This window comes from Rhizobium sp. FY34, from assembly GCF_005222845.1.
Taxonomy (GTDB): Bacteria; Pseudomonadota; Alphaproteobacteria; order Rhizobiales; family Rhizobiaceae; genus Neorhizobium.
Genome location: NZ_STFZ01000036.1, coordinates 124,115 through 138,053, shown reverse-complemented (window position 1 = coordinate 138,053; position 13,939 = coordinate 124,115). Strand labels below are relative to the sequence as shown.

Genomic DNA, 13,939 nt, shown 5'->3' with positions numbered 1-13,939 from the left:
AAAGGGAACATAGATGTTTAGAAAAGCATATACCGCAATACTGCCTTCCGTTATGCTTGCGCTCTTGGCAACAAGTGCACTTAGCCAGGACATCAAGTCTATCGCCATTCTGACGCCGGAGCAGGGAACCGACTTTGGATGGAACCAGCAGGGCGTCGATGGCGCAAAGGCGGCCGGCAAGGCCACGGGCGTCGAAGTGATCACGGCTGAAAACCTCGGTTATGGCGATGTGCGCCCGACGCTGCGCGAACTGGCCGAGGACGGCAACACGCTGCTGATTGCCCATGCCAGCGGATACAACACGGCAGCACCCGAAATTGGCGCTGAACTGGGCGTCAAGGTGGCAATCGTCGACAGCCCGGCATCGCTCAAGAATGGCGCTGTCGCGGACTATACGGCCAGCGGCCATGAAGGCGCTTATCTGGCAGGTCGCCTTGCCGCCAAGATGTCACGGTCCGGCGCTGTCGGCATTGTTGTGTCGGGCGAGCCTCCGTCGTGGAACTCCCAGTCCGCAGCCTTTGCCGAAGGCGTCAAGGCTGAAAAGGCGTCGACGGTCATCCGTTATGCGGTCATCGGACCAGCTGCCTATTCCGATGCTGCCGGCGGCAAGCGCGTCACGGAATCGCTGATCGCATCCGGCGCCGACATCATCTTTGGCCAGGGCAATGGCTCGTCCTTCGGCATGCTGCAGGCAGTGGAAACCACCAAGGCCGTCGACGGGGGAAAAGTGCTGTTCATCGACGTGATCGGCGACAAGTCCACGATCGACAAGGGCTATCTGCTGAGCTCTGTTCTGTGGAACCTCACGCCGATCTATACGGCGATGATCGAAGACATTAAGGCCGACAAGTTTGGTTCGCGCAACTACGACATCGCCCTCAAGAACGATTCCGTCTCGCTGCTGAAAACACCGCAGATCCCTGACGATATCTGGACATCGGTGATGGCGATCCGCGACCAGATCGTCAAGGGCGACATCAAGGTGACCCCGAAATTCGACGCCGACTCCGTCCATGCCCTGGTCAGCGAACTCAAGTGAATGAACGGTCCGGGGGCGCCTCTCCCGCGCCTCCGGATCCCACGATGTGCAGATCAACGGCGGTAGTTCGATGACATCCACCCAAGCAGCGGCTCTAATGCCGAGCCAGCCGATCGTGTCGCTGAAAGGCGTCACCAAACGCTTTCCCGGCATCGTCGCCAACGACACCGTGTCTATCGATTTCTTCCCCGGCGAAGTCCATGTGCTTCTGGGCGAGAATGGCGCCGGCAAGTCGACGCTGGTCAGCATGCTTTCGGGGCTGCAACAGCCTGATGACGGCGAAATTCACATCGATGGCGCACGCAAGGCCATTCAATCTCCGCACCATGCCTTGTCGGTCGGCATCGGCACGGTGTTTCAGCATTCCATGCTGGTGCCCAGCCTGACCCTGGTCGACAATGTCAATCTTGGCGGCCGTTGGTGGCAGAACCCCGACCGGCCCGCCATTGCCGCCCGTATGAGCGAAACCGCCCGTTCGATCGGCGTCGATGTGACACCAATGGCCGTCACCAGCAGCCTGTCGCTCGGCGAACAGCAGCAGGCGGAAATCGTGCGGGCGCTGATGCGCGGCAGCCGTTTTCTTATTCTCGACGAAGCCACCGCTATGCTGACTCCAAAGGACGCGGAAAAGCTCGGCCTTCTGATGCGCCGACTGGTGTCGCAAGGCCTGGCCGTGATCTTTATCACCCACAAACTGAACGAGGCGGTGGCCTATGGCGACCGTATCTCCGTTCTGCGGCTCGGCAAGAAAGTCGGCGCCATCGCGCCAGACCAGCTGAAATCGCTCGGCCCCGAACGGGTGACCCAGGAAATCGTCCGGCTGATGTTTGGCCATAGCGAGGATGCCGCCCCCTCCGCGCCGGCTGAAGCCATGCCGCAACAAAACGCCGATCTGGGGGGGGCCGTTCTCGAAATCTTGGCACTCGAAGTGGACGATTCGGCCGTGCCGGTGTCCGGCGTGGAGCTGAAGATCCGTGCCGGCGAGATTGTCGGCGTCGCGGGCATTGACGGCAATGGCCAGAAACAGCTCGCCGAAGCACTTGCCGGCCAGAGACCGGTCCGCAACGGCCGCATCTATCTCGACGGCCTGCCGATTGAAGATATGTCCGTTGGCGACCGTCGCAAGCGCGGGCTGCGCTACGTGACCGACGACCGGCTGGGCGAAGGCACGGTCGGCGCCTTTCCCGTTTCCATCAATCTGCTGCTGAAACAGATCGGCGATGCGCCTTTCTGGCGCTCCGGCCTCGAAAGCCCCGCCCTGATCGCCGCCAACGCCCGCAGACAGGTGGTCGAGTTCGACATCCGCACGCCCAGCATCGAGACCCCGGCCGGCAAGCTGTCGGGCGGCAATATCCAGAAGCTGCTGCTGGCGCGCGAACTGACAGGTTCAGCGCGCGCCGTCATCTTCGCCAAGCCGACCTATGGGCTGGATCTGCAGAACATCGCGGCCTCGCGCCGGCGCATCCGCGAGGCCGCCGACAGCGGCAAGGCGGTCCTGGTGTTTTCAACCGAACTGGATGAACTGATCGAACTGTCCAACCGCATTGCCGTGATGTCGCAGGGACGGATCGTCGGCATCGTTGACAATGACCAATCCGCGCGCCAGCGGATCGGAGAAATGATGAGTGGTGTAGCCAAATGACTGCAAGTGTCTCCAGCACCGCCAAGAGCGGCGAGATTCCAACGACAAAGCGGGCCGAAGACCGCGGCGAAGCGACAAAGGAACGCCTGCTGACCCTGCTCCTGTCGGTGGGCCCGCTGATAGCGGCCCTTTTGATCGCCAGTCTCATCCTCGTTCTGATGGGCGTCGATCCGCTGGCCTACTATGGCTATATCGTCAAGCGCGGCCTGCTCTCCCCGACCGGGCTGCAGGCGACACTGACCGGCATGGGGCCCATGCTGCTGATCGCCGCCAGCCTGATCGTCGCCTTTCGCGCCGGTATCTGGAATCTGGGGGGCGATGCGCAATTCCTGCTCGGCGCCGTATTCGTTGCAGCATCCGCGCCGCTGCTGGTGCAGATCATGCCGGTCTGGGCAATGCTGATCATAAGCCTGGCGATTGGCGCAACCATTGGCGCGATCTGGTCGATCGTTCCGGCACTGCTGCGCGCCTATCAGGGCGTCAATGAAATCATCACCACAATGATGATGACCTTTCTCGGCATATCGTTTGCCAATGTCCTGGTGAAGCTGCTGTTTCTCGATCCGGCAACAACCGTGCCGCAAACCCGCACCCTTGCCGTTGAAGATCGTTTGCCGCGGCTGTTCGACACGACCGTGTCGAGTGGCGTGCTGATCGGACTGGCCGCCATCCTGATTGTCCACTTCATCATGGCCCGCACCTCCTTCGGGCTGAAGCTGCGGATCGTCGGCGCCAATGCGCGCGCCGCGATCCATGCCGGACTGCCCGTCTCGGCGCTGACGGTTGCGGTCTTCGCCATGTCCGCCGGGCTGTCGGGCCTGTCGGGCGCCACCGCAATCCTCGGCCAATACGGCAATGTGCGCGCCGACTGGAACCCGGCCTATTCGCTGACCATCGTTCCTCTGGTCTTTCTCGCGCGGTTCAATGGCTTTGCCACCATCGCCTATGTCTTCTTCTTCTCCATGCTGTCCATCGGCAGCGAGAGCGCGGCCCGGCGCATGGGCGTGCCCAACTACTTCACGCTGGTCACCATGGCCGTGTTGCTCATCCTGCTCGGCATTACTGAAATGCTGGATAAACGTCGCCGCGATCGCAAGGGGATCTGATCATGTCGCTGTTCACCGAAGCCTTCATGACGGCCCTGCTGGTCGGTGCCATTGCCGCCGGCATTCCCCTCCTGCTTGCAGGACTTGGCGAGCAATTGTCCGAAAAAGCCGGCGTTCTGAATATCGGCATCGAAGGCATGATGCTGTCCGGCGCCTATTTCGGATTCCTCATCGCCTGGAAGACAGACTCCGCCCTGCTCGGCTTTCTCGGCGGCATAGGCGGCGGCATGATCGTCGCGGCGCTGATGGCTTTGCTCTGCGTGCGCTTGGGCCTCAACCAGATCGTCATCGGTATTGCCCTGACACTGGGTGCCGAGGGGGCAACCGCGCTGCTGCACCATGTGCAGTTCAGCCAGAGCTATCCCCGGCTGTCGGCCCCCATGGTCTTTTCCATTCCCGGCCTGTCGCAGATCCCGGTTCTGGGAACCGCTTTCTTTTCCCGCGAGCCGATCGTCTATCTCTCGCTCGCCCTGGTGGGCGTCTTTGCCTATCTCTATCGCCGCACATACTGGGGCATCGCACTGCAGGCCGCCGGCGACAAGCCCGCAGCGCTCGATTCGGCCGGCGTCAATGTCATGCTGATCCGCTCAGGCGCAGTCCTTCTCACCGGCGGCCTAGTCGGGCTCGGCGGCGCCTTCATGGCGATCGTCGGGGCCGGCATTTTCGTGCCCTTCATGACCAGCGGCCAGGGTTTTATCGGCATCGTGCTGGCTATGCTGGCGCGTGGCCAGCCGATCTGGGTCCTCGGCGGCGCCATCCTGTTCGGCGCCTGCCTGTCGCTGACAACGGCGCTGCAGGTGGCGGGTGTCGATATTCCGACCGACGTCATCCAGATGCTGCCCTTTGCCGCCGTCATGCTGGTTTTGGTTTTTCTCGGGCGCAAAGCCAATCTTCCCAGCGCGCTCGGAGCCGCCTATGTGCGCGGCGCCCGCTGATCAACTGGGCGGCAGGCGGGACCGCCGCTCGCCTGCCCGCCTCGCTTCAGGCGGCATCGATGGTCGCCATGACCGCAGCCGCACCCGCGCCGATGTCGCAGCAGCCGGCGGTCAGCTTGTTGAGCGCCGCTCCCAGCGCGGCAACGGCGGTCAGGGCATAGATCGGCTGGGCCGTCGGCCCCATGTGGCCTATCCGAACCAGCTTGTTCAGCGTTTCGCCCCGTCCGGACGAAATCATCACGCCGTAATCATCGTGCATGATTCGGCGCAATTGCGTCTCATCGATGCCGGCCGGCAGCGCCACGGCAGTGGCCGTTGGCGAGGCAATATCCTCGCTGGCCGCCCAGAGCATGAGGCCCATGGCCCTGATGCCGGCCCGGCAGGCGGCAGCCGTTCGGGCATGCCGCTCCCAGACCGCCTGTGGACCTTCCGCCAGGTAGAGATCAAGGGCCGCCTCCAACCCGTTGATCTCCGCGACCGAGGGCGTGAACGGGAACGGTTGGTCCGGGCGCCAGGCATGTTCCCAATCGAGAATGCTGAGGATGGAGCCCTTCGGCGCACGCGGATTGGCCTTGATCTTGGCCCAACCTTTTTCGCTGATGGCGACAAACGACAATCCCGGAGGGCAGCCAAGGCATTTGTTGGGTCCCGTCACGAATATGTCGGCCTTTGCCGCATTCGGCAGGATCTCCATGCCGCCAAACGACGACACCGCATCGACGATCAAAACCGCTTTCGTTGCGGCGACCAGCGCGCCGATCTCGGCGACCGGATTGATCGTGCCGGACGGCGTATCGTGGTGACAGACCGCGACCACGGTGATGTCCGGACGCTGCTCCAGCATGGCTGCGACGTCAGCGGGATTGATAGCCTCGTTGAACGGCGTGCGGATCTCCAGGTAGTCCCGGCAGCGCGGCTCCAACCAGTAGCGATAGCCGTCGCCGTAGACGCCCGAGGCGAGATTGAGCACGACGTCATCAGGCGAGACGACCGATGCGGCAGCGGCTTCAAGCCCCAGCACCGGTTCGCCCTGCAAAATGACCGGCGGCTTGGCGGTCTGCATGGCTGCCATAAGCTTCTCGGCCACACGCGCATAGGTTTTGAGAAAACCGGGATCGTAGTCGTAAAGCACCGGGCGCCCCAGCGCCTGAAGCACGGCCGGATAACAGTTGACCGGACCGGTGGTCAGGGTGAAAATCGTTTCCTTGAAGGGGCGGGTCATGCTGCCGTGTCTCCTTGCATATACGGGTACATTCATCCAACCAATCACTACACCAATATGAATTATTGGTTGATTATTCGGTGTCACCATATGGCCGAATCTGCAAAAAGCAATTGCGTCGCAGCGGATTTTGGCTTAGTCGCTAGGGTAATTTGCGGCTTTAATGGCGGTGCTGGCTCAACCATAAGGCCAACCATAGGGGAAGCCAGAAGGTCAGGAGGCCGCAGACATTGAACAATGGCGCTGGGGAGGTTCGGCGCCCTGTCGCTGAGAGGACGAACTTGGACAAGCAAGCGAAACGTCAGGTGGCGGACATGCTGCCGAGCATGGGGCCGCAGGCAATCCGCAGTGACGGGGAACACGGCGATGTCGTTGGTTCGTTGCGCCGCATCATGGAAGAGAACGGCGTCATGCCGCCCGAGCGCGAGCTTGCCGAACGGCTGAACATCAAGCGTCACCAATTGCGCAAGGGGCTGCAGACCTTGCGCGATCTTGGCGAGTTGGAGCCGGCACGCGCCGGCCGGCGCACGACGGCCAATGAGACGACCGCCCAGAGCGGTCGGCTTGTGCTCTCGACCAATCCGCTTGAAGTGATGGAAATGCGCATGATGCTCGAGCCGGCGCTCGCCCGGCTTGCGGCGCTGCGAGCATCGCCCGCAGAAATCATCAGGATCGTCCAAGCAGCCAAATCGCCGGCCGGAATGAGCCCTAGCCAGGCCGACCAGATGTTCCACCGCGCCATCGCGGCGGGGTCCCGCAACAGCCTGGCCAGTGAACTGCATCTGCTGTTGAACCAGGTGCAGAACGACAGCCGCCTGCGCTTTGCCGAAAGCGACGACGAAACCACCGCAGAACGCATCGCCCAGCGCGATGCGGAACACCAGCAGATCGCCGAAGCCATTATCGCACGCGATCCCGACCGGGCGGAGAAATCCATGTGGGATCACCTATCTGTGGTCCAGCGCAAGATTGCCGCACGTCTCGGCGTCGGAGGCCTGGACGGCCTCTAGGGCCGGCAAGCCTCCGCTTCTCCCATCTTCCATCCATCACCTCTCGCGATTGCAGTCGCGCGATCCCTGAACCATGGAGTTTTTTCGGATGCCGCATTTCGATATTCTGATCATTGGCGCAGGTTCCGCAGGCTGCGTTCTCGCCAATCGCCTGTCTGCCGACGGCCATCGCCGCGTCTGCGTGCTGGAGGCGGGCGGCATGCCCACGGACCCTGACATCGATGATCCCTTGAAATGGCCGTTCCTCCAGGGGCGCCAGTATGACTGGGCGTTTGAAACCACGCCGCAGGCCGGAACGGCGGGACGCGTCCACGCCTGGCCGCGCGGCAAGATCTTCGGGGGCTCCAGCTGCCTGCACGCCATGGCGCATGTACGCGGCCACCGCGACGATTTTGCCGTCTGGGCCGAGGCGAGCCAATCGTCCCGCTGGTCCTATGACGGAATGTTGGCGGGCTTCATCGCGACTGAAGCCTTTACGGGGGAGGCAAGTCCTATCCGTGGCAAGGACGGTCCCCTACCCGTCTGGCTTCCCGGCGACGAGGTCAGCCCCTTGGCGCGTGCCTATATGCGCGCCGGCGCGGAAATCGGCGCGCCCGTGCTCGGCGACCACAATGGCGAAAATCTGAATGGCGTGGCAGTCAATTCGCTGACCATCCGCAACGGCAAACGTGTCAGCGCCGCCAATGCCTACCTCTTTCCCATCCTGCCGCGGCGCAATCTGACGGTTGAGGGCGGCATAACCGTGCACCGGTTGCTGATCGAAGGCAATCGCATCTCAGGGGTCGAGACCACGGCCGGCAATCAGGACGCGATCTACACGGCCGACACCGTCATCCTGGCCGCCGGCGCCGTTGCCGACCCTTTGCTACTGATGCGGTCCGGCATAGGAGATCCGGAAGTGCTGGCGGCGGCAGGCGTCGCCTGCCGACTATCGCGACCGCAGGTCGGGCGCAACCTGCATGACCATCTGCTGGGATCCGGCAATGCCTATCGGTCCAAGCAACCGATCCCCGTTTCCCGCCTGCAGCATTCCGAATCGCTGATGTATTTGAATGCGGAAGACCCGTCGGTTGAGGCCGGACGTCCCGATGTCGTGCTGGGTTGCGTGATCGGACCGTCGGCGTCGGAATGCCTGCCGCCGCTCGAGGTCGGCCAAGCCTATACGCTGCTGTTCGGCGTCACCCATCCCACCAGCCGCGGCTCCTTGAAAATCTCCGGGCCCGATATTTCCGACAAACCGATCATCGACCCGGCCTATTTGCAGACCGAAAACGACCGGCGGCTGTTTCGCCGGGCGCTTGATTACGCCCGCATGGCCGGTCACGCCAAGGCGCTGGACGACTGGCGTGCCGAAGAGGTTTTTCCCGGACCGAAGCCCATGACGGAGACTGAAAAAGACGCCTTCATCGCCAAGGCGGTCATCACCCACCACCACCCCGTCGGCACCTGCCGCATGGGGGCCGATCAGGAGGCCGTTGTGAATGCGGATCTGAGAGTGAACGGTTTGGACAATCTCTACATTGTCGATGCTTCGGTGATCCCGGCCATCACGTCCGGACCGGTTCATGCCGCCGTGCTTGCCATTGCGGAAACGTTTTCATCATCAATGTGACCACCTGCACAAAGTATCACGAAGACTTGCTGATTGTGTCTGCGAGTGGCTATTCGCCGCTCTCAATACCTTGGGGGCGTCCAATGACCGCTCTGCGAACATTATGGACAGACTTTCCTGGCTGATCTGAAAATCACCATGCATCAGGCCCGATCGTGTGTGCTACCAACCCCCGGCTCTGGCAGCACAACATCTTGCAAGAAACAGAACAGGCGCCAGGCCGATCAGATAGTTTAAGTGTTTGAAAACATATTCTTCTTGGTAAGAGCAGAATTATGGAGCAACCCTATGATTGGGCCTCTGCAGGCCAGACTGCGCGTGGATGGTCTGGCACGCTCATTCCTTCCTTGTATGAGTGTTCACCAACCAGCGTGCAGCAGCGCATGCCGCTGCTGCAGGACATCATAAGCCAGTATCGTGACGCAGGATAGCGTCCGTCAAGGTGGTGTAATTTCGGTCCTGGCGCCTGGCCGTCATGATCAGGCGGTTTTCATTGTACTTTGCGGCATCCAAAATACCCTGTGACCAAAAACGGCCGCCTGATATCGGCAAACCTATGATCCCTGCAACAACGCCAGTCAGACCCGGCAACGCCGGTATCCGTACTAATCTCACAAGGATCGGAGGCGAAAAGTGACGGCGCTCAGTTTGGTCGTTTCTTAAATTGAAAATGGACGGGATTAGTCTTTAAATTGGACGGCAATTGAATTAAGAATGGTCGCATGACTGAACGCTCGAATTCGAAGTTCCTTATCGATCGTAAAGCGCTGCCTCTTGTTGAGGCGGCGCTTGCCGATACCCGTGTAGTTTTGATATCCGGGCCTCGGCAGGCTGGGAAGACGACGCTCGCCCGCATGTTCTCGAACAGGGAACGACCATACATCACATTGGATGATGCGGGTACCTTAAACGCCGCCAAAGCCGACCCCACAGGTTTTATACGAGGGATCAAACGGGCAGTTATCGACGAGGTCCAACGAGTCCCTGATCTGATGCTTGCAATCAAGGCAAGCGTGGATGACGATCAGGAGCCGGGACGGTTTCTGCTGACGGGCTCCGCCAATCTCGCGACCATTCCGGCTATTGCTGACTCTCTCGCCGGCCGTATGGCAGTCATCCCGCTTCTTCCCTTTGCGCAGGCCGAAATCCGGTCAAGTCCGGGCCTCATGCTGGATCGACTGTTCGCGGGGGAGGAACCAGCCACTAAGGGTGAGGTTGTTTTGGGCAAGGAACTGATGAGCATGGTTCTGGCCGGCGGCTATCCTGAGGCCTTGAGGCGAACCACGGCGGCCCGGCGCGTCTCTTGGCTCGAAGACTATGTCAGTCTGATCCTAGATCGGGACGTGCGCGATATTGCCAATATCGATCAGCTCGATCGTTTGCCGCGCCTCCTGAACATCCTCGCGGAACATGCCGGGCAATTGATCAACAATAGCAGCTTCGGTTCGGCGCTGGGATTGTCTGGGGTCACCGCTCAGAAATACATAGCCATCCTAGAGCGGCTATTCCTTATCAAAACCCTGGTGCCATGGTCGAATAACCGGCTCAGCCGGCTTGTCAAGACGCCAAAGCTCCATTTCATCGATACAGGACTTCTGGCGGCGTTGCGCGAAGACGAACTGGCCAGGCTATCCGACGACAAGACCCGATTTGGCGCCCTGCTAGAGAGTTTCGTCGTCTCCGAACTGATGAAGCTGGCATCCTGGTCCGAGAGACGCGTATCGTTTTCGCATTATAGAACGAAGGATCTGGATGAGGTCGATGTCGTGATTGAGGATCGGCGCGGGCGGATCATCGGTATTGAAGTGAAGGCATCTGCGACCGTCAAGGCCGATGATTTTCGCGGATTACGTCAGCTGCAGGCAGCGGTCGGTGACCGTTTCGTGCGGGGCCTCGTCCTGCATGATCATGATCGCATTACACCGTTCGCCGAACGCCTGCAGGCTGCGCCAGTCTCAATCCTGTGGTCGATGTGAAGTGGACGTTGGTGCGGGGATCAGCAAACGTGCGGAAATCTGGTCTTTGATAGTGCCACTTATTTCGTTGCCGCCGTCGAGACTTGGCAATGAACGGATTTCGGGCGTCCGCAGGCGAGCATTCGGTTCACAATTGTGACGCCGATCGCAGCCTCTGTTTGTTGAGCGAGGAATGACCGAGCGCGCAAGCGCAGTCCAATGACGCCCTTGTATCGACCCATGGCGGTTTCAACCAAAGCTCTTTTGCAAAGCCGGTCGATGCCTGCCATTTCAGCCGGCCTTCTATCTGCATGGATGCTATGTGATCGTCACGCTGGCAGGATGTTTGGGCATGGCTTTGTTGCAGTGATCAGAATCCGGACGAGATCACCCTAGCGCTGCGGCGGAGTTGGTTTTGGCTGGCAGGCGGCCGCAAACTTCGCCAGACCTCACCCCGCAATGGACTGCTGTGCAGCTATCGAGTTGACGCAATTCGGGCGACCAAAAGGCAATTGCTCCATGCGGTTGCATAAAAACGCGCCGTTCGGCGTGGTGTAAGTGCACGGCTGGTGTTCAGGTCCGTCGTGCCCGAGCCAGAAATTGGTCGTCTTCGGTGTGTTTCGGGTGTGAAATTTCAATTTCATATAAACTGGCATGAAATCTGCGTCTCTCTTTCTGACTGGGATCAATCCAGCAATGTCAAAAGAGGGAACGTGATGACTGCCATTTCAAAACATGTCTTTCCGTTGAGGGTTGCGCTGCCGCGGCTCGGCCGGACGCTGCGCATTGGGGCCGCCGCTCTGACATTGGCCGCGCTCAGTGTTGGTACGGCGCTTGCTGCCGGAACCTTGCGCATCGGCATGACCGCATCCGACATTCCATTGACCACCGGCCAGACTGACCAGGGCGGCGAAGGCCAGCGGTTCATGGGCTATACGGTTTATGACGCCCTTGTGGAATGGGACCTGACCAGTGCCGACAAGCCGTCCAGCCTAGTTCCCGGTCTTGCCACGTCCTGGGCGGTTGATGCTGCCGACAAGACGAAATGGATTTTCAAGCTGCGCGACGGTGTCAAATTTCACGATGGCAGCGCGTTTGATGCGCAATCGGTGGTGTGGAACCTCGACAAGCTTTTGGTGCAGGACGCGCCGCAGTTCGACAAGCGGCAGGCAGCTCAGGGGAAATCGCGCATTCCGGCTGTTGCCAGCTACAAGGTCATCGATCCGCTGACGGTCGAGATCACCACCAAGGTTCCCGATGCAACGCTACCCTACCAGCTGAGCTGGATCCTCATGTCGTCGAAGGCCAATTGGGAAGCCCAGGGCAAGAACTGGGATGCTGTGGCGCAGAAGCCATCGGGCACCGGCCCCTGGATGATCGAGAGCGGCTTTACCCCGCGTGAACGGGTCGAGATGACACCCAACAAGGCCTATTGGGACGCCAAGCGCGTGCCGAAGCTTGACAAGCTCGTCCTCATCCCGCTGCCGGAACCTAATACCCGCGTTGCCGCTCTTCGCTCGGGCCAGGTTGACTGGATCGAAGCGCCGGCGCCGGATTCTGTTCCTTCCCTGAAGGGGGCCGGCTTCAACATCGTGACCAACGCCTATCCGCACAACTGGACATGGCACCTCTCGCGGGCTGAAGGCTCGCCGTGGAACGATATCCGCGTGCGCAAGGCCGCCAATCTGGCGGTGGATCGCCAGGGATTGAACGAACTGCTCGGCGGTCTGTCCATCCCTGCACAGGGGTTCCTGCCGCCGGGCCACCAGTGGTTCGGAAAGCCCAGCTTCAAGCTCGATTACAATATCGAAGAAGCCAAGAAGCTGATGGCCGAGGCCGGCTACGGTCCCGACAAGCGCATGAAGACGAAGGTCATCATCTCCTCCTCGGGCTCGGGACAGATGCTGCCGCTTGCCATGAACGAATACATCCAGCAGACGCTCGCCGAAATCGGCATCGACGTGGAATATGAGGTTGCCGACTGGAACACGGTGATCAACATCTGGCGCGCTGGCGCCAAGGATGCGAGCGCCAAGGGTGCGACGGCCATCAATTATTCCTACTTCATCCAGGACCCCTTTACCGGCCTCATCCGTCACCTGCAGTGCAACCTTGCACCGCCGGCCGGCACCAACTGGGGCTATTACTGTGACCCGGACATGGATGCCCTGTTTGAAAAGGTGCGCAACACCTTCGATGCCGCCGAGCAGGACAAGGTTCTCCAGCAGATCCATGAGAAATACGTCAACGATGCCCTCTTCCTGATGGTCACCCATGATGTGGCACCGCGCGCCATGTCCACCAAGGTGAAGGGTTATGTGCAGGCGCAGAACTGGTTCCAGGATTTCTCCCAGATCACCATCGATCTCTGATCGCAGAGGCTTTTCCAACGCTGCCTGCGCCGGATTTTCCCGGCGCAGGCTACCCGCCGCCACCCTCAATGACCGGAACGGATTGGGACCCATGCTTCTTTACGGCCTGAAACGATTGCTGCACGTCATTCCCGTCGCCTTCGGCGTCAGCATCGTCTGTTTTATGCTGATCCATATTGCACCCGGAGATCCGCTCGCCGCGATCCTGCCTTCGGATGCCTCTGCCGAACTGCAGGCGCAGATGCGAAGCTTTTACGGACTCGATCGTCCTCTGATCGTGCAGTATGGCCTATGGATCTGGCGGGCCCTTCACGGGGATCTCGGGGTTTCCATCGCCACGGGGCGTTCGGTCAGCGGCGAAATCGCCGCGGCATCGGTCAACTCGATCATCCTGGCGATTGCCGCCACGCTGATTGGCTTTACGCTCGGTTCGTTCCTCGGCTTCCTGGCCGGTGTCTTTCGCGGCGGCCTTGTCGATCGGCTAGCCTCCGGTATTTCGATGCTCGGCGTCAGCGTTCCGCATTACTGGCTGGGCATGGTTCTCGTCATTGTGTTTTCCGTCCATCTCGGCTGGCTGCCGGCCATGGGCGGTGGTCCGGGTGGCTCGGATGGCCGCGCGGTTGGCTGGGATTACATCCGTTATCTCGTGCTGCCGGCCATTACCATGTCGGTCATCCCGATGGGCATCATTGCCCGCACCATCCGCTCTCTGGTCGCCGACATCCTGTCGCAGGACTTCACTCAGGCGCTGGCGGCCAAAGGCCTGATGACACGCCAGATCCTGCGCCATGTGATCCGCAATGCTGCGCCGACGGCCATTTCCGTCATGGGTCTGCAACTCGGCTATCTGCTGGGCGGCTCGATCCTGATTGAAACCGTGTTTTCCTGGCCGGGCACCGGTTTTCTGCTGAACGGCGCGATTTTCACCCGTGATCTGCCGGTCTTACAGGGCACGATCCTCGTGCTGGCGATGTTTTTCGTTCTGGTCAACCTCATCGTCGATGTCGTGCAGGGCACGATCGATCCGCGCATCCAGAGGAGTTGAG

The 13,939-nt window shown here is 60.6% G+C and carries 10 protein-coding genes and 1 pseudogene; 9 read left to right on the top strand and 2 right to left on the bottom strand.

From position 1 onward, the window contains the following. Positions 1-13 precede the first annotated feature (13 nt). From E8M77_RS21830 to E8M77_RS21815, 4 genes are all read left to right on the top strand, one after another. Positions 14-1,039: a BMP family protein gene (locus E8M77_RS21830; RefSeq protein WP_137132726.1), complete on the top strand. Its 1,026-nt coding sequence runs from the start codon at positions 14-16 to the stop codon at positions 1,037-1,039. 70 nt (positions 1,040-1,109) lie between these two features. Further along, positions 1,110-2,681 carry an ABC transporter ATP-binding protein gene (locus E8M77_RS21825; protein WP_137132725.1) on the top strand — a complete coding sequence of 524 codons (1,572 nt, stop codon included), beginning with the start codon at positions 1,110-1,112 and terminating at the stop codon, positions 2,679-2,681. Next, complete coding sequence (locus E8M77_RS21820; RefSeq protein WP_137132724.1) at positions 2,678-3,787, top strand: ABC transporter permease; 1,110 nt, start codon at positions 2,678-2,680, stop codon at positions 3,785-3,787. The genes E8M77_RS21825 and E8M77_RS21820 overlap by 4 nt, the downstream gene beginning before the upstream one ends. A gap of 2 nt (positions 3,788-3,789) precedes the next feature. Continuing rightward, entirely contained in the window at positions 3,790-4,722 is a 933-nt protein-coding gene (locus E8M77_RS21815; protein ID WP_246659360.1) for an ABC transporter permease, read from the top strand. A gap of 46 nt (positions 4,723-4,768) precedes the next feature. On the opposite strand, the gene E8M77_RS21810 is transcribed toward E8M77_RS21815, so the two are convergent. Then, the gene (locus E8M77_RS21810; RefSeq protein WP_137132722.1) at positions 4,769-5,944 is read right to left on the bottom strand and encodes an alanine--glyoxylate aminotransferase family protein; all 1,176 of its coding nucleotides are present in this window, start codon (positions 5,942-5,944) and stop codon (positions 4,769-4,771) included. A gap of 281 nt (positions 5,945-6,225) precedes the next feature. On the opposite strand from E8M77_RS21810, the gene E8M77_RS21805 reads away from it, so the two are divergent. The 3 genes from E8M77_RS21805 to E8M77_RS21795 all read left to right on the top strand — a co-directional run bounded on the left by E8M77_RS21805 (position 6,226) and on the right by E8M77_RS21795 (position 10,542). Next, a complete protein-coding gene (locus tag E8M77_RS21805; RefSeq protein WP_137132721.1) occupies positions 6,226-6,954 on the top strand; it encodes an FCD domain-containing protein in 729 nt (242 codons plus the stop codon). Positions 6,955-7,042: 88 nt separating this feature from the next. Further along, complete coding sequence (locus tag E8M77_RS21800) at positions 7,043-8,566, top strand: GMC family oxidoreductase N-terminal domain-containing protein (protein WP_137132720.1); 1,524 nt, start codon at positions 7,043-7,045, stop codon at positions 8,564-8,566. Between the two features lie 722 nt (positions 8,567-9,288). Continuing rightward, a complete protein-coding gene (locus tag E8M77_RS21795) occupies positions 9,289-10,542 on the top strand; it encodes an ATP-binding protein (protein WP_137132719.1) in 1,254 nt (417 codons plus the stop codon). A 59-nt stretch (positions 10,543-10,601) separates the two neighbouring features. On the opposite strand, the pseudogene E8M77_RS21790 reads toward E8M77_RS21795, so the two are convergent. After that, a pseudogene (locus E8M77_RS21790) lies at positions 10,602-10,861 on the bottom strand (IS5/IS1182 family transposase); the annotation flags it as partial. 520 nt (positions 10,862-11,381) lie between these two features. On the opposite strand from E8M77_RS21790, the gene E8M77_RS21785 reads away from it, so the two are divergent. Continuing rightward, complete coding sequence (locus tag E8M77_RS21785; protein WP_246659376.1) at positions 11,382-12,893, top strand: ABC transporter substrate-binding protein; 1,512 nt, start codon at positions 11,382-11,384, stop codon at positions 12,891-12,893. A gap of 91 nt (positions 12,894-12,984) precedes the next feature. After that, positions 12,985-13,938 carry an ABC transporter permease gene (locus E8M77_RS21780; RefSeq protein ID WP_137132718.1) on the top strand — a complete coding sequence of 318 codons (954 nt, stop codon included), beginning with the start codon at positions 12,985-12,987 and terminating at the stop codon, positions 13,936-13,938. The last annotated feature ends 1 nt before the right edge of the window (position 13,939 follow it).